Raw genomic sequence first — 18,767 nt, forward strand, 5'->3', positions numbered from 1 at the left:
CGGTCCTCTTAGCGGTTCTGTTCAGGATTCCACTGGGCATAGCGCTGGCCGCGCAGGAACTGCCACAAGCCAAGACTCATCCCGGCGAGGGTGACCAGCACAAAGGCGGCGAGGCGGAAGGGTTTGGGCAAGCGGTGTTGCGAATCCATCAATCCGGCTATCGCCACGGCGTAGCCGAACAGTTGTGCAATGAGGCTCAGGCGATAGAAACCGTGCTCGCTCCACAGCCAGAAGTTGCTCAGCAACAATGGCAGCAAAAGGATTGGTGCCAGGCGGCGGATCAGTTTGTGGCTGATCAGCGCGATCGAATACAGGCCATATTTCAGCGGATTGAGCAGTTCGCGGCGCTGAGCGAGGCTTTGCAGCCCGCCGACGGTGACGCGCTGACGACGACGGAACTGTTTGTCGGCTTCATCGACGCCTTGGTCGATGACCTGCGCTTGCGGTACATAGACGATGCGTTTGTGCGCGACCGGCGCGCAGGTGCTGATAAAGAAATCGTCGTTAACCTCTGCCGGCACGTTCTGGAACAACTCGCGGCGCAGCGCGAGCAGGGCACCGTCGGCGGACACCATGCACCCGGTGCGGTTTTCCACCCGGCGCAGCCAGCCTTCGTAATGTCGATACAGGCTATCGCCGACGCTCAAGCCGCCACCGGTGACCGGGATCACCATGTGCCCGGCACAGGCGCCGACTTGGGGGTCGCTCAATGGCGCCAGCAAATGTCCGAGGGTGTCGCGTGACCATTGGTTGTCGGCGTCGGTGAACACCAGAATGTCGCCCGTGCTCAGGGCCACGCCGGCGTTAAGCGTCGCCGCTTTGCCTTGGCGCGGCAGGTCGAGCACGGTAATGCGCGGATCGACGACGTTGTGTGCACAAGCCACGGTGTCATCCGTCGAGCCGTCGCTGGCGAGAATGATCTGCAAACGGGCAGGCTGATAATCCTGGGCCAGCAGCGTGCGTAACTTGTGCTCGATGTGCCGCGCCTCGTTGTGGGCGGCAATCACGATGCTGATGTTCAGCGGCGGCGTTGGGCCATGCCGGCTGGCCGCGAACAGAGGCGCCAATATCGTCAGCAAAAGCGGGTAACCCACATACGCGTAGACCGGTAGCAACAGGCACATCCAGAAAATGAACTCAGCCACGGGCAGGCCTCCTGGCATTCCAATGACACAGACTGAGAATGAACGCGGCGCCGGCCAGGTGCAGGCGTACCCAGTGCAGGCCCCACAGTTGCAGGGTCAGCAAGAGGTCGCGATGCTTGATGCTTTGGCGAATGCTCAGCACCAGCCCCGGTACCAGGGTCAATATCACCATGACCGCTGCGTGATGAGGAAAACCATCGAGCAGGGCCGAGATCGCCAGAAAGTCGAGGAGCCAGACCAGCAGCGAAAGCATCGGGAAGCGCAGCAGACGCAGGCTGTAACCGTGGGTGCGCAGCAGTTGCAGATGACTGCCCTGACGCCACATTTCCTTGCCCATCCACTCGCGCCAGTTCATTTCGTAACCCCAGTGCAGGGCTTCGTTGTCGTTGATCGACAGCAGCAACGCACCGTTTTCACGCAGGCGCAGGGTGAACTCCTTGTCTTCGCCGGTACGCAGGCTTTCATTGAAGCCGCCGACCTTGTCGAACCAGTCACGGCGCATCAGCAGGTTGGAGCTGGGCAGCCAGTCCACGGCGTGCGAGGCCTGCGCGAAAACACGCTGGGTGCGACGCTGCCACGCGATGGCGTACCACGGCGCTTGTGCCGGAATGTCCAGATCCAGACCAAATACATCGGCCTGACCACTGGCGTGCAGATCGAACAGCGGCTGCAGCCAGTCTTGCGGCATCTCGATGTCGGCATCAATGAAGGCCAGCCAATCCCCGGTTGCGACCGCCGTACCGCGATTGCGCAGGGCGCCGATCAGCAAACCCGGATGCACCAGCACTTGTGCGCCAAACTGGCGGGCAATGTGCGGGCCGTCATCGCTCGAACCGTTGTCGACCACGATCAGTTCGCACTCGACGCCGGCGGCGTGGGCGGCTTTTTCTGCCGACAGCAAGGTGCGGCCAATATGCCGGGCTTCGTTGTACATCGGGATGATGATGCTGATTCGGCTCATGCGACGGCCTCCGTGATCGGTTCTTGTTCGGCTTTCAGGCGCAGGACCCAGGTCATGGCAAGCATGATCCACACGTATTTCTGGTTGGGCGCACTGAGGAACATCAGGAACAACGTCAGCGACAGGAAACTCACGCTCAGGTGGGTCATCAGGTCCGCCTGTTGCCAGTCGCGTCGCCGCATCCACACGGCGCGTGCGCGGATCAGGTTGTACAAGCCGAGCCCGAGCATGCCGACGAACATCAGGCCGGCGGGAATCCCCAGTTCGCTGAAGATTTCCAGGTAAGTGTTGTGAGCGCGGCGATAGAGGTCACCGATCTTGCGGTTGGCCGAAAACGCCTTGGCGTAGCCGGTGGTCGCGTAGTGCAGCGCGAAGGTGCCGGGGCCGGAGCCCAGCAGCGGGTTCTCGCGAATCATCTGCGTACCGACAACGATGTAGGAAGCACGGCGGCCGAGGGATTCGTCGTTATGGCCCTTGGCGCCGGCACTTAATACGCTCAAGGATTGAATGCGCGCCAGGTAACCGGCGGGCATCGCATAGATCGCCAGCGGAATCACGATGGCCGCGCCGAGCATGGCGAAGCCCAGGTGCCGTGGGCGAATTCGTGTCATTTGCGCGCGGTAATGCCAGCCGCCGATCAACAGACTCAAGGCCACGACCACCAGCCCCGAGCGCGATTCGGTCTTGGTCATGCCGCCGAGCAACAGCAGGCAGCACGCGCCCCAGAACAACCGATGCAGCAGGTTAGGGCCGCGAATCACCAGCAGCAGCCCCAGCGGGATGGCGAAGGCGATCAGCATCGCGAAGGCGTTGGGGTCTTCGAGCAGGCCGGCAGCGCGGCCCTGATCCTGGAATTTGGTCGAGAACATCGCCATCGCGCAGGTGGTGCTGACGGCAAGGGTAACCAGTCGAGCGAACAGGTCGAGGTTCAGCTCGCGGCCGATCAACAGGGTGATGACAAACAGGATCAGCCCGACGCTGAGCTCGCGCAGGTGTCCCAGCGACATGCCCATGTCATCGGTGTTCAGCAGGCTGAGGAAGTACAGAACCATGAACCCGATCAGGTAACGCCAGATATTGCTGCGCAGGCGTTCGGAGGGAATCTGATGCAGCGCCAGTTGCAGCATCAGAATCACCGCCAGCGAGGCACCGAGCAGTTTGCTGCCGGACAGCGAACTGTCCTTGAAGAAACCTTCGAATGGCACCAGTGCGGCGATACCGAGCAGGCCCCAGGTTGGCTTGCGGTACAACACCGTGAAACCCACCAGGCCCAGCACCGCTCCCGGCGCCAGATACGGATAGGGGCTGGCCAGCAAAGCGATGCAGACCAGACCGAGCAGACTGACGATCGAGAGCGGGAAAATCATGCGCGTGCCTCCCGTGCCGTGCGGATGTAGAGCTGCGACCAGCGTTCGGCCAGGGCCTTGAGGTCGTAGCGATCCTGTTGCGTGCGTTTGGCGTTGTCGCGCAGTTGTCGCGCCAGTTTGGGCTCGCTCAACAACGTTTCGAGCTGATGGGCGAGGGCGGCGCTGTCGGTCGGAGCGGCGAGCAAGCCGTTGTGCCGATGTTCCAGCACGTCGGGAATCCCGCCGACACCAAACGCCACCACCGGCACACCGGCCTGCATTGCCTCCAGCAAAATCATCGGTGTGCCTTCGGTGCGCGAGCTGATCACCAGCGCATCGAACTGCTGCCACCACGGTTGCATGGCCGTCTGATAACCCGGTAAACGAATCCGTTGCTGCAAACCGGCGTTGTCGATGCGTGCCTGTAACGCCTCGAATTCCGGCCCGTCGCCGAGCATCACCGCGTCCAGTTGCGGATGTTGATGACACAGCGGGATCAGGGCGTCGAGAAACATATCCGGGCCTTTCTCGCTGCTCAAACGGCCAACGTAACCGGCCAGCCAGCGTTGCCGACCCGCGTCGGGAACCATCGCCGCAGCGGCCGGCAAACCATTGGGGATCACCTGCAACTTCTCGGCCTGTACGCTGGCTTCACGGTGCAGCACCGCGATGCTTTCTGCCACGCAGACCACCCGATCCACCGATGCGGTGCGGCACAGTTGCAAGCTGAGCCAGGTGTAGAACTTCTGCTTGCGACTGCGCGGCGTGAAGCCGTGTTGGGTGATGACCAGCGGCAGGCGCAACAGCGTCGCGCCCATCCAGCCAAACAGGAGGCCTTTGAAGTTGTGCGTGTTGATCAGCGGCTTTTCGCTGCGACGCTGACGCAGGTGCCGCAGCAACTCCCCAAACCCGCCGCAGCCACGGCCATCCACCCCGGCTTCACGAAAGCGCTCGATCAATTCTGACGGCGCGTCGAGAAACAGCACCTGATGCTGCCCCGGCGTCGCCAGACAATGATCCAGCAACATCCGCTCGGCCCCATAGAAACCGCCGCTACTGAGCAAATGAATGATCGGCAGCGCGGTCTTCGGGGTGGACACGGTGTTCAATTGCGCACCCAGTGCAGGAAGCTCGGCACCGTCCAGTTTTTGTGCGGATTGCTCTGCAGCACGTTCTCGTCGTTGATCACCAGCAACACCGGCAGACCAAGCTCGTGGCTGATTTGCGCCGGGTGTTTGAAGCGATGGTCGAAGAACTCACGCACATAGACCAGGGCAATGGCCAGCAGCAGACCGGTGAACAGTCCGAATGGAATGATCAGCATCGGTTTCGGGAACGCTGCTTCGGTCGGTTCGAACGGCGGGCTGAGCACCCGGGCGTTGGACAGATCGTCGTTCAGCGCGCCGGTGGTGCTGCTTTCGGCGAAACGCTGGGCGTAGGTCGAGAATGCGGCATGCATGGCGTCGATTTCGGTGTCCATCTGCCGCAGCTTGCTTTGGGTTTGCTGCAGGTCACGGATGCGGTTCTTGAATTCGGCGATGCGTGCGGTTTTCTGATCGATCACCTGCTTGACCACCGAAAGATCGTTGGTGCGCTCCTGAATCCGGTTGCTCACCACCTTGAGGAACTGCTGACGGGTGCGCCCGATTTGCTCGCGGGTCAGCAGCATGGGTTCACTGCCAGGCTGGAACACCGCAAGGTCGTTCATGTAGCGGCTGACCTGAGTGGTCAGTTGCTCGCCCAGTTGTTTTATTTCCCGATCCTCGAACGCCACATTGTCGACGGTCGTGGTGAAGGTGAAGGGGAAGGTGTAGTCGTTGAGCTTGTTGTTGCTGGCGGCGGCCAGCGCGGTTTTCAGGTATTCGAGCCAGCGCTGGCTTTGCAGCAGGCGATCGCGATACAGGTTCAGTGCCTGTTCTTCGGTGTTGATCGCGTTCAGGCGGAAGGTGATTTCTTCCTTGGGATCCGCCGCACCGACACTTTCCAGCAGTGCCTGACGGTTGCCTTCCAGGCCGTCGAGCCGCACTTGATACAAGTGCTTTTTCGATTCGTAGAAGGACTGCGGCAGGTCGATCGATTGCAGCGCCTGACGGCTCACCAGATAGTTTTGCAGCAGGGCCGTGACAAAGGTCGTGCCTTGGTGCGGGTCCGGGAAGCTGTAGATGATCGAGATCACGTTGGAGCCGGGCAGGGTCTCGATTTTCAGGCTGTCGATGGCTTGTTGGGTCAGCGCATCAAGGGCTGTGTCACGCACCGGATCGGTTTCCAGCCCGAGCATGTTGCGCGTCGGGTTGATCACGTATTGACGCAGTGGCGAGGTGACGTAGCGCTTGAATGGCTCGCTCACCAGTTTGCTGAACATGCCGGGCGAGGGCGTGTATTCGCCTTTGTCGCGCAGTTCGCTGATGGTCTGACGGATCAGCGCCGGCGAACGGAGGATGTTGCTCTCGGTTTCCATGTCCGCCAGCGACGGCGGAATGAACGTGGCGTTATCGACCGTCAGTGATGTGGTGGCGTCACCCTGGGAGAGTTTTTTCGACTGCACGATCACCTGTGCGGTGATATCAAAGCTCTGTTTGAGCACCAATGGCAGCAGCAGGGCGATGACTGCAAAGATCAGGAAGACCCGTTTCACCAGTTGCTTGTTGGCGAAGAAGATCCTGAAGAACTCATGCAGGTAGTTTTCCTTTGGATTCATGATCGTTCACCTGGGAGTCAGTTACTGCTGCTGCTTTTATTGTCGACGCGGTAGCCGAAGCTGAACCCGACGCCCTGGAACAACACCACGTCGGCCAATTGCCGGGCGAGTTCGCCGGCGCTGGCCAGTTTGGTTTTCGGTACGAAAAGCATGTCGTCCGGTTGCAGATACGCGATCTGCGAGGCGTCGCCGGCCAGGGCTTTTTCCACGTCGTAATGCACGGCCTGCACCTGATTGCCGTTGCGGCGCATGATCACCACCGAATCCAGGCGCGCCTTGACGTTGGTGCCGCGCGCCAGGGTCAGCGCTTCAAGCACCGACACCGGCCGACGGATCGGGTAGGAACCCGGTTGGCCGACTTCACCCAGCACGTAAATCTCGTTGCCGGCGGTGGATTTGAGCAGCACATCCACGGTCATCCGCCCCGGCAGTTGTGCGTATTTCTGGTTAAGGAACGTTTCCAGTTGATTGACGGTCATGCCTTGCAGCGGCACGGCGCCGATCTCCGGGAAACTCGCGTAACCGTCAGTGCCCACCGTGATCTCGCGGCTCATGCCGGTGGCCGGGTGGTTCAACGCACTTTTCAGGTTCTGCTCGTTAGTCAACGGGCTGATGATCTGCACCGTCAGTTGATTGCGGTTGGGCTGGAACAGTTGTTTGCGCTGATAGGCCCGCTGGATTTCCTGACGGGCCTCATCACTGGTCAGCCCGGCGATTTTCACCGAGGTGTTGGCGCCCGGCAGTTCGATGGTGCCGTCGGGCAGCACCAGTTGATTGCCGTTGAGCTGACTGGCAGCGGTGAAGTTCAGGCCGATCTGGTCACCTGACTGCACGCGGTAGGCGTCCGAGCCGCTGGTGCTGATGTGGAAGATCACGTCCAGCACATCCTGCGGGCGCAGGGTCTGCTCGATCTTCGGCATGTCGGTGGCCTGGGCGTTGGCCGGGGTGGCGGTGAGAATATTCACCGGCATGGTCTGGACTTCGGAAGTGCTGGAGCAACCTGCAAGCGGCAGCAACAGCAGGACAAGCATTCTGGCGTTCATGGCGTCATCCTTCGCGTTGGCTTAGAGGTTTTTGTAAAGCCATTTGGGCATGTAGTACTTGCGCCGGTTAAACACGCTGCCGACCACTTTCGCCCCGGCCTGGGTCAGGCGTTGTACGGCGGCTTGGGCGACTTCCCAGCGGGTGTCTTCGGCGCGTACGACGAACACCACGCCATCGACCTGAGTACTGATGACCAGCGTGTCGGCGGCGGAGTACACCGCGTCGCCATCGATCACCACAAAGCGGTACTGGCTGCCCAACTGGTCCAGCAACGGGCTCAGGCGCTCGGCGGTCAGGTGTTCCAGGGTGCGAATCGGCCGGCCGTTGGGCAGCACATGGAAGGGCAGGCTTGAGACCTGCACCACACAGTCCTGCAACAGTGGCGGGTTGTCCGGGTTGAACAACAAGTCACGCAGGCCGCGCTCCTTGCCCAGGTTCAACTGCTGGGTGAGGTTGCTCGCCGACTGGCTGGCATCGACCAGCAGCACTTGGCCGCTGCTCATTTGTGCCAATTGACTGGCCAGCGCCAGCGCGCTGGTGGTGGTGCCGGCACCGGGGTTGGCGGCGGTCAGGAACAGGATCCGCAGATCCAGATCCAGCACGGTCGAGGTCAGGTTCGATTCGCTGGGATTGGCGATGCTCAGGCTTTTGTTGGTTGAAACGTCCATTAGCTTGCTCCGTGGCCGCTGAATACTTTGAAGGGGGTTTTCAACAGGATCTTCAGATCAAGCAAAAGGCTTTGCTCGGCGATATAGCTGAGGTCCAACTCAACGCGCTGGTCGAAGTCGATGTTGCTGCGTCCGGAGATCTGCCACAGACCGGTCATGCCGGGGTAGATCGCCAGACGTGCGAGGTGGTTGTCCTTGTAGCGATAGGCGTTGAACGAAGTCGGACGAGGGCCGACCAGGCGCATGTCACCGGTCACCACGTTGATCAGGTTGGGCAACTCGTCAAGGCTGGTGCGCCGCAGGAAACCGCCTATGCCGGTGATGCGGGGGTCCTTGTCGATCTTGAAGTCGATGGCTTCGGCTCCGTGCTTGTTGAGATGGCGCAGCGACTCTTTCAGCTCTTCGGCGTTGGCGACCATGGTGCGAAATTTGTACATGCCGAACTTGCGGCCGCGATAGCCGGTGCGTTGCTGCACGAACATCATTGGCCCTGGGCTGGTGAACTTGATGGCCAGGGCCAGGCCCAGCAGCACGGGGGAGATCAGCAGCAGAATCAGCAGCGCGCCGAAACAGGCGACCACCCGATTGGTGCGCGACAGTTGCCATGGACGACCGCCGTCGCGCCCCGTGAACCACCCGCGGCCTTGGCGGTGGATCGCCGCATCGAGGCGCATTCGGTGCTCGGGGTCGACGCGCTTGTCACGCCGCATCTCTTGGATCGGCACACCTTTTTCATGTCCAGTCATGGAGTCCTCCGCATAAATTCAGCCGCGAGCGGCGCGTGGGCGACAGGCAGTGGGGTAGTAGTCGCGAAACCAGGCGATGAAACGCCCCAGTCCTTCATCCAGTTCTATCCTGGGCTGGAATCCGGTGGCCTGGGCCAAGTCGCTGGCCTCGGCGCAGGTGTTGAGCACATCGCCCGGTTGTAGCGGCAGCAGCTCGACAATGGCTTTCTGGCCGAGGTGTTTTTCCATCAGGGCCAGGTAGGTTTTCAGCTCCACCGGGTGTTGCCCGCCAATGTTGAACAGCCGCCACGGCGCCATGCTGCTGGCCGGGTCGGGTAGCTCGCGATCCCATTCAGGGCGGGCCAGCGGTGGTTGGTCGGTGAGGCGGGCAATGCTTTCGACGATGTCGTCGATGTAGGTGAAGTCGCGCTGATGTTCGCCGTAATTGAACAGCTTCAGCGGCGTGCCTTCGGTGATCGCGCGGGCAAACTGGATCGGCGACATGTCCGGGCGGCCCCAAGGGCCGTACACGGTAAAGAAGCGCAGCCCGGTGCAGGGAATGCCGAACAGGTAGCTGTAACTGTGGGCCATCAATTCATTGGCTTTCTTGGTCGCGGCGTACAGCGACAGCGGATGATTGACACCATCCTTCACCGAGTAAGGCGTGTGCTGGTTGGCGCCGTACACCGAACTCGACGAGGCGTAGATCAAGTGCTCGACGGGGTGGTGGCGGCAGCTCTCCAGAATATTCAGGAAACCGTTGAGGTTGCTGTCCAGATACGCCCGCGGATTGTCCAGCGAATAACGTACCCCGGCCTGCGCCGCGAGGTGGACCACCCCTTGCGGACGTTCGCGGACAAACAGCGCTTCGATGGCCAACGCATCGGCCAGGTCAACCGTGGCGAGCTGGAAATCGCCGACCTGCTCGCGCACCCATTGCACGCGGTCGTGCTTGAGTTGCGGGTCGTAGTAAGCGTTGAAATTATCCAGGCCGACCACCGAATGCCCGTCGCGCATCAGCCGCAACACGCAATGGGCACCAATGAACCCGGCCGCACCGGTGACCAGAATCTTCATGGCCGCAGACCTTCAGGGGCGACATGGCGCAGGCCGATGCCGCTGTAGTGCAGGCCGGCCGCCGCCAGGTGTTGCGGGTTATAGAGGTTGCGGCCGTCGACCACGACCCGCGAGCGCAGTTTGCTGGCCAGCAGCTCGAAATCGACCACGCGGAAGTTTTTCCACTCGGTGCAAATCACCAGGGCGTCAGCATCTTCCAGTGTGTCGTCGCGGGTGGCGCACAGATGCAGGTCGTTGCGATAACCGTAAAGGCGCCGGCATTCGGACATGGCTTCCGGATCGTAGGCCTGCACGCTGGCGCCTTCGGCCCACAGTGCGTCCATCAGATAACGGCTGGGGGCTTCGCGCATGTCATCGGTGTTCGGTTTGAACGCCAGGCCCCAGATGGCAATGGACTTGCCGGCCAGACCTTGTGGGAATTGCGCTTTGAGTTTGCTGAACAGAATGTGCCGCTGAGTGTCGTTAACGTCGGTGACGCTGCGCAGCAGTTTCAACGGCATGCCGTTGTGTTCGGCGGTGTGCAGCAGGGCACGCAGATCCTTGGGAAAGCACGAGCCACCGAAGCCGCAGCCCGGATAAATAAAGTGGTAGCCGATGCGCGGATCGGAGCCGATGCCTTTGCGCACCGCTTCGATGTCGGCGCCGAGCAGTTCGGTGAGGTTGGCCAACTCGTTCATGAAGCTGATGCGGGTGGCGAGCATCGCATTGGCCGCGTACTTGGTCAGCTCGGCGCTGCGGTTGTCCATGAACATCAGTTTTTCGTGGTTGCGGCAGAACGGCGCATAGAGTTCGCTCATCTGCTCGCGGGCCTCTTCGTCGTGGGTGCCGATGATTATCCGGTCCGGGCGCATGCAGTCAGCGAGCGCGCTGCCTTCTTTGAGGAATTCGGGGTTTGAGACCACGCGTACGGTCAAGGTGCTTTTGCCACGACGCAGCAGTTCGCTGTTGGCGGCGGCCAGCACTTCATCCGCTGTGCCGACCGGTACGGTGGATTTGATGATCAGGGTGCGATCGGCCTCCATGTGCGACGCAATCTGCCGGGCGACGTTGAGCACGTGGGTGAGGTCCGCGGAGCCGTCCTCATCGGCTGGCGTGCCGACGGCGATGAAGATCAACTCGGCATGCGCGACGGCGTCGCTGGCCTGGGTGCTGAACAGCAGGCGGCCAGCCTTGATATTTTCTTCAAGTGTGCTCGACAACCCCGGTTCGCTAATGGGCGGCACCGCTTGTTGCAGTTGTTTAATCTTGTTCGGATCAATATCAACGCATAAAACGCGATGTCCGACATCGGCAAGTGCGGCGGCTTGAATCAAACCAACGTAGCCCGTGCCAAATACACTCACGTCCATAATGCGCACCTCTCAAAAACAAAATGAGAACTTAAGAATTGAACTGTCAAAATGGGTATAGCGCAGCGTGCGCAAAGCGTGTCAGCAAAATGACATGTTGCGCGTGTATAACACCCGGCTTTTTTCAGGCTATTGGCCATCAAGTGCTTGCTATTGCTGGGGTTGTCGCGCCCTTGACGCTTTTTCCCTGTTGAGAAGAAAGCGATAAACGGTCGAAAGCCCTAAAATTAAAGGCTTGTAGCTTCTGGAGTGTGTCAGGAATGAGTCAACGTTTTTTTGACGCTTCAGAGAAAAGTCAGTCTTTTCTTGCGGTTTGATGGCCGAGTGCTAGTGTCAGATTTTGACCGACAAACTATTGACCCAGTACCGTTTTGTACGACCGGGATTGCCATGTTTCGATATTTTAAAGAACTGCTTTTAGTTATTTACCTGCTGCTTTATTCCGAATATTACATTGAGCGGTTAAATGCTATCGGTGTTGGTTTTGCTGTACTCCTTTTTGGCGCGATGTTTTTGGCGCTTACTTTAGCGTTATATCTAACGGCTTATATTCGTCAGGCGCTCATTCGGCATTTATTCGCGATAACGATGTTTGTTTCGGCGGTGTTTTTTGATGTCTACACCCGGGTTACGGCCGATTACCTGAGCTACAGCAGCTTCGTCTCGCTGGTGTATTCCGGCGGTTTCATTCAGGAAGCGGCTTACCAGTATCGCGACGCGATCATCCACGGTGCGCTCAGTGGCTTGCTGTTGTTGGTGGGCATCGGTCTCAAACCGCGGCATTCGCTTGTCGTGCCCAACGCATTGCGCGTGGCGGCGCCGATCTGTGGCGTAATCGTGCTCAGCGCGGTGTTGTTTCTGCGAGCCGGAGAGGGTGCCCGGGGATTGCCGATCATGTACACGCCGTTGGCCTATCTGAACCTGTTCGCCTATGAGGCGCTGCACAACACTGTCGGTCCGCGTGAACCGGTGACACTGGTGCGTAACGGCCAAACCGTCGGGCATGACATCGTGCTGATCATCGATGAAAGCATCTCCGGCAATTACCTGGACATCAACGCGCCATTCGGTGTGCACAGCAACCTCAAACAACCGCACGCGCGCGTCGACATCTTCAATTACGGTTACGCCGCGTCCATCGCCAATTGCAGCGCCGACACCAACGTCACCTTGCGCTACGGCGGCACCCGCGCCGACTACATGCGCATCAACAGTACGCTGCCGTCGATCTGGCAGTACGCAAAAAAGGCCGGGATGCGCACGGTCTACATTGACGCCCAGCGCACCGGCGGCCACTTGCAGAACCTGATGACCGACGCCGAGAAAAAGGACATCGACGAGTTTGTGCAGTTCGACCAGACCAGCGTGCGTGATCGCGACATGGCGGCCGCCGCGAAGTTGATCGGTTTGCTCAACGACGACAAGCCCGAACTGATCCTGATCAACAAGGTCGGCGCGCATTTTCCGGTGCACGACAAATACCCGGATGCGTTCATGGCTTACCGTCCGACCTTGCCGCGCGGACAGTTCACCGAAGTCGCTGACACCGGTAAACGCGATGGCTTCAATGGTCAACCAGATGACTGGGTGCTGTATCGCAATGCCTACAAGAACACGGTTTTATGGAACGTCGGCGAGTTTTTTGCGCGGGTGTTTGCCCAGGCCAATCTGAACAATGCGCTGGTGATCTATACCTCGGATCACGGTCAGGATCTTCATGAACGTGGCAACCCTGGGCTCAATACGCATTGCGGTGGCGATCCGGTGGAGGAGGAGGGCCTGGTGCCGCTGGTGGTGATTCAGGGCCGCGATTTGAAGACGCTGGATTGGTCGGCGCAACTGGCAGCCAACAAGGATCGCTCCAGTCACTACAACATCTTCCCGACGCTGTTGCAGTTGATGGGTTACGACCTGGCGGGGATCGAGGCGGTGTATGGCAAGCCGTTGACAGTGCCAACGGCGGATGAATTCACCTTCAACTACCGCTTCAACGCGCGTCTGGGGGCCAAGCCTGAGTGGAAACATATTGATCTGGGTAGCATTGTCACGCCGTCGCAGGCACCGACCAGTGTGGCGGCGGGTCAGTAGATTTCGAGGCAAACGCTCAGTCGGCTTGCAAGGCAAACACCCAGATCGCATCGGCTGACGAGTCACAGACATACAGCTTCTGGCGGTCGCGACTGAACACAGGGCTTTGCGGATATTCGCCAGCCGTAAACGTGTGAATGCTGCGCCGCGATACGGTATCGATGATTGAGACGGTTCGTTCGCCGGCACTGCAGCAGCAGGCGAGGCGGCCGTCCGCGCTGACGACAAACCCGTGAGGCAACTGAGCGGTCGGGATCAAGTCAATCAGTTTGCCTACGCCCAGATCAATGACCGCCGTGCTGCTATCGGCGTTGCGATAGGGTACGTAGGCCAACTGATTGTCGGGGCTTAGCGTCACTTCCTCAAAGGAGTTGGGGAGGGTCAAAACACTCTGCGTCTCGGTATTGCGGGTGTTCAGGAACCGCAGTTCATGATGGATGTAGTCGCAGTAGTACAACCGACCGTCGGCACTCAATGCCGCGCCACTGGTGAACGGCCCGGTATCGACGCAGGCTACGACCTTGGCGTTCGCCGTATCGATTTCATGGATGTGCCCGTTCACATGACTGTTGCTGTGCACAAACAACCGCGCGCCGTCAGCGCTGAGCACCAACGAATGTCCCTGGGCAGCGCTGATGGTCTGACGGATACGTTGGCGGCGGGTATCGATGGCCAGTATCAGCGGTTGATCGAGGCCGGTGATGTATGCGGTCACACCACTGTTTTCGATAACGATTGCCATGGGCCGGATTGGTAGCGGTATCACCGCGCTCACCCTGTGCAAGTGCAGGTCGATGATCGACAGGCTGCGGCCTTCGGTATTGCACACGTACGCAACCGGCAGTTTCGGGTGCAGGGCGATGGCTCCGGGTTCACGCCCCACGGTGATGACCTCGATGACCTGGGAGGTGCATTTGATCGGAGCAGTGAGCGTTTCATACATGATTGTTGTCTTCATGGCGGAGTGGCCTTTTGGATTCAACTGCCTCTGTTCGACGGCCTGTTTATTAGATACCCGTGCCTTTTGCTCCGCTACTGTCAGAGTTGACAGGTACCGGCACACAAAAAACACTCGCGGCCGCTATCCTAGAGCCACTTGCAAACTTTGGATGACGGCATGCTTCAGGTTCTGGATGTCTTTAAAAGTTACCTCACCCCCCAAGGCCCATTACCGGTGCTGCAAGGCGTCGACCTGACGCTGGAACCTGGTAGTAGCTTGGCGCTGATGGGCGAGTCCGGCAGTGGCAAAAGCACCCTGCTGCACCTGGTGGCCGGCCTCGACAAGGTCGACAGCGGCAGCATTCGCTGCGGTGAGCATCGACTTGAAGCGATGAACGAAGCGCAACTGGCGAACTGGCGCCGAACGGAAATCGGTCTGGTGTTCCAGCAGTTCAACCTGATCGGCAGTTTGCGCGTCGAGGACAATCTGGCGTTTCAGGCGCGTTTGGCCGGGCGTCATGAACCGCGTTGGCTGGCGCATCTGGTGCAACGCCTGGGGCTGGGCGATTTGCTCAAGCGTTATCCCGAGCAACTTTCCGGTGGTCAGCAGCAACGGGTTGCACTGGGCCGAGCGCTGGCCTCGCAGCCGAAATTGCTGTTGGCCGACGAACCCACGGGCAGCCTCGACGAAGCCACCAGTGATGAAGTGCTGCGACTGTTGCTCGAACTGCTTGACGACACGCCGACGACGTTGTTGATGGTCACCCACAGCACGCGTGTGGCGCAACGGTTGGCGCAGCGTGTGGTGTTGTCCAACGGGCGTCTGCTGTGATTGTCTTCAAACTAACCCTGCGCGCGCTGCTCAGTCACTGGCGGCGGCATCCGGTGCAGTTTTTCAGTGTGCTGACCGGGTTGTGGCTGGCGACCAGCCTGCTGACCGGCGTCGAGGCGCTGAACAGTCAGGCGCGCGACAGTTACGCGCGCGCCAGCCAGTTGATTGGCGGCGAGCCGCAAGCCAGTCTGAGCACACCGAGCGGCGCAACATTCCCTCAGCAATGGTTCATCGATCTGCGCCGTCAGGGCTGGCCGGTGTCGCCGTTGTTGCAGGGCCGCTTGAGCCTCAAAGATCACGACAACCAACGTCTTCAGTTGATGGGGATCGAACCGGTGTCGCTGCCGGCGGATTCGGCAGTGGCCGGGCAGGCGATGCCGATCGAGCGGGTCGTCGAGTTTCTCACGCCGCCGGGCAGCACCTGGATTTCCCCGGAAACCTTGCAGGCGTTGAACCTGCAAGAAGGCGCCACGCCGCAAACCCTGGGGGGCCAGAAATTGCCACCCTTGCTGGCGCAAAAAGACATGGCGCCGGGCGTCTTGCTGGTGGACATCGGCATTGCGCAAACCCTGCTCGAACAACCCGGGCAACTGTCACGCTTGTTGCTGCCCAAAGATTTTCACGGCGAGTTGCCGGCCACGTTCAAGGGACAGTTGCAACTCATGAGCCGTGGCGAGGAAAACAATCTGGCGCGACTGACCGAGAGTTTTCACCTCAATCTCGATGCCTTGGGCTTTCTCTCGTTCGTCGTTGGTTTGTTCATCGTTCACGCCGCCATTGGGCTTGCGCTGGAACAACGGCGTGGCCTGCTGCGTACCTTGCGAGCCTGTGGGGTCAGTGCGCGGATGTTGATCGGCTGCCTGATCGTCGAACTCGGTGTGCTGGCGCTGATCGGTGGCGTGTTTGGCGTCATCAGCGGTTACTGGCTGGCCAGTGTGCTGCTGCCGGATGTCGCCGCCAGCCTGCGCGGTTTGTATGGCGCGCAGGTGGCAGGGCAGTTGCAACTGAGCCTTTGGTGGTGGTTCAGCGGGATCGGCTTAAGCCTGCTCGGCGCCTTGCTGGCCGGGACCAACAGCCTGATACGGGCGGCGCGTTTGCCGCTGTTGGCGGTGGCCGATCCGCAAGCCTGGCATCAACAATATGCGCGCTGGTTGCAGCGCCAGGGTTGGCTGGCTTTTGTGTTGGGCGTGATCGCGCTGCTGGCATTGCTTTGGGGCGACAGCCTGGCCAGCGGTTTTGTGCTGATGGTTGGGCTGCTGATCGGCGCCGCGCTGGCCTTGCCGGTGTTGCTCAGTGCGCTATTGAATCAGTTGCTCGGGCGCCGTCGCTCAGTGCTTGGCCAATGGTTTCTCGCCGACTGCCGACAGCAACTGCCGGCACTGAGCCTGGCGCTGATGGCGTTGCTTTTGGCGCTGGCCGCCAACATCGGCGCCGGTAGCATGACCTCCGGTTTTCGCCAGACCTTCAACGACTGGCTCGAACAACGTCTGAGTGCGCAGTTGTACATCAATCCGGCGGATCCGGCACAGGCCCGCGAGATGCACAACTGGCTTAAACAGCAGCCACAGATCACGGCGATACTGCCCAACTGGCAGGTGTCGGTGACGCTGCAAGGCTGGCCGGCAGAGGTGTTCGGGGTGATCGACGACGTCTATTACCGTCAGCACTGGCCGTTGCTCGAATCGGTTGGCGGTGAACCGTGGGCGCATCTGGCGACGGATGATGCGGTGATGCTCAGCGAACAAATGGCCCGACGCTTGAAGGTCCACCCCGGCGATCACCTGACGATCCCAACACCCAACGGGCCATGGGCACCGCGCATCGTGGGTATTTATGCCGATTACGGCAATCCAAAAGGGCACCTGCTGGTCAACGTCAATCATCTGCTGCGCAACTGGCCGCAACTGATGCCGAACCGTTTCAACCTGCGCATTGACCCGCAGAATATTGCGCCGTTGCTCAGCGCATTGCAGGCGCGCTTCCAACTCGATGACAGTCGGATCGTCGATCAGACACAGCTCAAGGGCTGGTCGGTTCAGGTGTTCGAACGCACCTTTGCGGCGACGGCGGCGTTGAACAGCCTGACCCTTGCGGTCGCTGGCGTTGCGCTGTTCATCAGCCTGTTGACCCAGAGCCAAAGCCGTCTCGGCCAACTCGCACCGCTGTGGGCATTAGGCGTGACACGACGGCAATTGATGCTGCTCAACCTCGGCCAAACATGGCTGCTGGCGGTGCTGACGCTGGTCTTGGCGTTGCCGTTGGGTATCGCGCTGGCGTGGTGTCTGGATGCGGTGATCAACGTCCAGGCTTTCGGCTGGCGCCTGCCGTTGCGGGTCTTCCCTTGGCAACTGCTGCAACTGATGGGGTTGGCGTTGCTGGCGACATTGCTGGCCTCGGCCTGGCCGCTCTATTCGCTTTACCGCACGCAACCGGCGGATCTGCTGAGGACGTTTGCACATGAGGATTAAGCGGTTTGTGCTATGTGTCGCACTGCTGCTGGGCGGTTGTGATCAGTCCGTGCCCGAACAGAAAGGTTTTGCCGGAATGGGCAATCAGGCTCAGTCGTTTAAGCCGGTGGTGCCGGGCCGAGCGTTCACCTTTCCGGCCGATCATGGCGCGCACGATGGCTTTCGCATCGAATGGTGGTACGTGACGGCCAATCTCAAGGATCAGCAGGGCAATGATTTCGGTGTGCAATGGACGTTATTTCGCAGTGCGTTGAAACCTGTGCCGGAGCAAGCGGGGTGGGGCAACCAAACCATCTGGCTGGGGCATGCCGCGGTGACTTCCGGTTCTGTTCATCATGCGGCCGAGCGCTATGCGCGGGGCGGTGTGGGGCAGGCAGGCGTGCAGTTGGTTCCGTTCGAAGCGTGGATCGACGATTGGCGCTTTGCCAGTCAGGCGCCGGATCCTCTAAGCGATATGCAACTGAGTGCTCGCGACACGTCATTCGCCTATCAACTGCACCTCACTTCGAGTCGTCCGTTGGTGCTGCAAGGTGACAAGGGCTTCAGCCAAAAGTCCGAACAGGGCCAAGCCTCGTACTACTATAGCCAGCCATTTTTTCAGGCCAGCGGCACTTTGCAGATCGACGGCCAAACCTACACCGTCAGCGGCCCGGCGTGGCTAGACCGCGAGTGGAGCAGCCAGCCACTGACGGCCAACCAGACGGGTTGGGACTGGTTCTCGCTGCATCTGGACAACGGCGAACACCTGATGCTCTATCGCATGCGTCAGAAGGACGGTGCGCCTTACCTGACCGGCACCTGGATCGCCGCCGACGGTCAGACGCAAACCCTGCGAGCCGAACAGATCAAACTCACTGCGCAAGACACCGCCGACGTGGCAGGCCGCTTGATGCCGGTGAAATGGTCGATCAGCATCCCTGACAAACATCTCGACATCCGCCTCGATGCACTCAACCCCAACGCGTGGATGAACTTGCGCATTCCTTACTGGGAAGGCCCGGTGCGCATCAGCGGTAACCAGGGTGGGCAAGGCTATCTGGAAATGACGGGTTACTGAGCTTCCTGAAGAACTGACAATCGGGCAGAGCGACGGATGTATTAAAAGTGACCCGTCAGCATGAAAGTTGAGTATTAGCTCTACAGGCTAAGTGTTCTTGTACAGGTTCAGATAGGAGCGCAATCATATAAAAGTATGCGTTGAAACTTTCTCGGTAAATATCGGCAACATACAGTTCTTAACTTTCCAGTACATAAATTTCATCATCATCCATGGCGACATATACGCCAACTTCCATTAAAATCCTCCCCGTTCGCCCAGTGTCAGGGCTCTTTACCGGTGCATGGATTGCCAGGCCATTACACTGGGCGAACACCTTGCAGGAGCAGTTGTATACAATTTCACATAAAAAAGGGGCGACTTTGAAGTC

The 18,767-nt window shown here is 59.8% G+C and carries 15 protein-coding genes; 4 read left to right on the forward strand and 11 right to left on the reverse strand.

Annotation, left to right across the window (positions count from 1 at the left end):
- Window positions 1-8: 8 nt before the first annotated feature.
- The 10 genes from K5E40_RS03100 to K5E40_RS03145 are packed head-to-tail and all read right to left on the reverse strand — an operon-like array spanning window position 9 to window position 11,013.
- Window positions 9-1,145, reverse strand: coding sequence for a glycosyltransferase family 2 protein (locus tag K5E40_RS03100; protein ID WP_221729557.1), 1,137 nt, complete (start codon window positions 1,143-1,145; stop codon window positions 9-11).
- On the reverse strand, window positions 1,138-2,106 hold the full coding sequence (locus K5E40_RS03105; protein ID WP_221729558.1) for a glycosyltransferase: 969 nt from the start codon (window positions 2,104-2,106) through the stop codon (window positions 1,138-1,140). Before K5E40_RS03105 ends, K5E40_RS03100 begins: the two co-directional genes overlap by 8 nt.
- Window positions 2,103-3,473, reverse strand: coding sequence for an O-antigen ligase (locus tag K5E40_RS03110; protein WP_221729559.1), 1,371 nt, complete (start codon window positions 3,471-3,473; stop codon window positions 2,103-2,105). Before K5E40_RS03110 ends, K5E40_RS03105 begins: the two co-directional genes overlap by 4 nt.
- Entirely contained in the window at window positions 3,470-4,561 is a 1,092-nt protein-coding gene (locus K5E40_RS03115) for a glycosyltransferase family 4 protein (RefSeq protein WP_221729560.1), read from the reverse strand. Before K5E40_RS03115 ends, K5E40_RS03110 begins: the two co-directional genes overlap by 4 nt.
- Entirely contained in the window at window positions 4,558-6,150 is a 1,593-nt protein-coding gene (locus K5E40_RS03120) for a Wzz/FepE/Etk N-terminal domain-containing protein (RefSeq protein ID WP_221729561.1), read from the reverse strand. Before K5E40_RS03120 ends, K5E40_RS03115 begins: the two co-directional genes overlap by 4 nt.
- Before the next feature lie 17 nt (window positions 6,151-6,167).
- The gene (locus K5E40_RS03125; protein ID WP_221729562.1) at window positions 6,168-7,193 is read right to left on the reverse strand and encodes a polysaccharide biosynthesis/export family protein; all 1,026 of its coding nucleotides are present in this window, start codon (window positions 7,191-7,193) and stop codon (window positions 6,168-6,170) included.
- Between the two features lie 21 nt (window positions 7,194-7,214).
- Window positions 7,215-7,862, reverse strand: a complete 648-nt coding sequence (locus tag K5E40_RS03130; RefSeq protein ID WP_221729563.1) for a CpsD/CapB family tyrosine-protein kinase — start codon at window positions 7,860-7,862, stop codon at window positions 7,215-7,217.
- The gene (locus K5E40_RS03135) at window positions 7,862-8,608 is read right to left on the reverse strand and encodes a sugar transferase (protein ID WP_221729564.1); all 747 of its coding nucleotides are present in this window, start codon (window positions 8,606-8,608) and stop codon (window positions 7,862-7,864) included. Before K5E40_RS03135 ends, K5E40_RS03130 begins: the two co-directional genes overlap by 1 nt.
- An 18-nt stretch (window positions 8,609-8,626) precedes the next feature.
- Window positions 8,627-9,664, reverse strand: a complete 1,038-nt coding sequence (locus K5E40_RS03140) for an NAD-dependent epimerase (protein WP_221729565.1) — start codon at window positions 9,662-9,664, stop codon at window positions 8,627-8,629.
- On the reverse strand, window positions 9,661-11,013 hold the full coding sequence (locus K5E40_RS03145) for a UDP-glucose/GDP-mannose dehydrogenase family protein (protein ID WP_221729566.1): 1,353 nt from the start codon (window positions 11,011-11,013) through the stop codon (window positions 9,661-9,663). The genes K5E40_RS03140 and K5E40_RS03145 overlap by 4 nt, the downstream gene beginning before the upstream one ends.
- A gap of 390 nt (window positions 11,014-11,403) precedes the next feature.
- Here K5E40_RS03145 and K5E40_RS03150 point away from each other — a divergent pair, with 390 nt between their 5' ends.
- Entirely contained in the window at window positions 11,404-13,101 is a 1,698-nt protein-coding gene (locus tag K5E40_RS03150) for a sulfatase-like hydrolase/transferase (protein WP_221729567.1), read from the forward strand.
- A gap of 16 nt (window positions 13,102-13,117) precedes the next feature.
- Here K5E40_RS03150 and K5E40_RS03155 read toward each other — a convergent pair whose 3' ends face one another.
- Window positions 13,118-14,059 (reverse strand): YncE family protein, encoded by a 942-nt coding sequence (locus K5E40_RS03155; protein ID WP_221729568.1) that lies wholly within the window; start codon window positions 14,057-14,059, stop codon window positions 13,118-13,120.
- A gap of 159 nt (window positions 14,060-14,218) precedes the next feature.
- On the opposite strand from K5E40_RS03155, the gene K5E40_RS03160 reads away from it, so the two are divergent.
- From K5E40_RS03160 to K5E40_RS03170, 3 genes are read left to right on the forward strand one after another with little or no spacing between them, the layout of a single operon-like run.
- Entirely contained in the window at window positions 14,219-14,872 is a 654-nt protein-coding gene (locus tag K5E40_RS03160) for an ABC transporter ATP-binding protein (protein ID WP_221729569.1), read from the forward strand.
- Entirely contained in the window at window positions 14,869-17,340 is a 2,472-nt protein-coding gene (locus tag K5E40_RS03165; RefSeq protein WP_221729570.1) for an FtsX-like permease family protein, read from the forward strand. Before K5E40_RS03160 ends, K5E40_RS03165 begins: the two co-directional genes overlap by 4 nt.
- Window positions 17,330-18,397, forward strand: coding sequence for a lipocalin-like domain-containing protein (locus K5E40_RS03170; RefSeq protein ID WP_221729571.1), 1,068 nt, complete (start codon window positions 17,330-17,332; stop codon window positions 18,395-18,397). Before K5E40_RS03165 ends, K5E40_RS03170 begins: the two co-directional genes overlap by 11 nt.
- The last annotated feature ends 370 nt before the right edge of the window (window positions 18,398-18,767 follow it).

It is taken from the genome of Pseudomonas baetica, assembly GCF_019733355.1.
GTDB classification, from domain to species: Bacteria; Pseudomonadota; Gammaproteobacteria; order Pseudomonadales; family Pseudomonadaceae; genus Aquipseudomonas; species Aquipseudomonas baetica_A.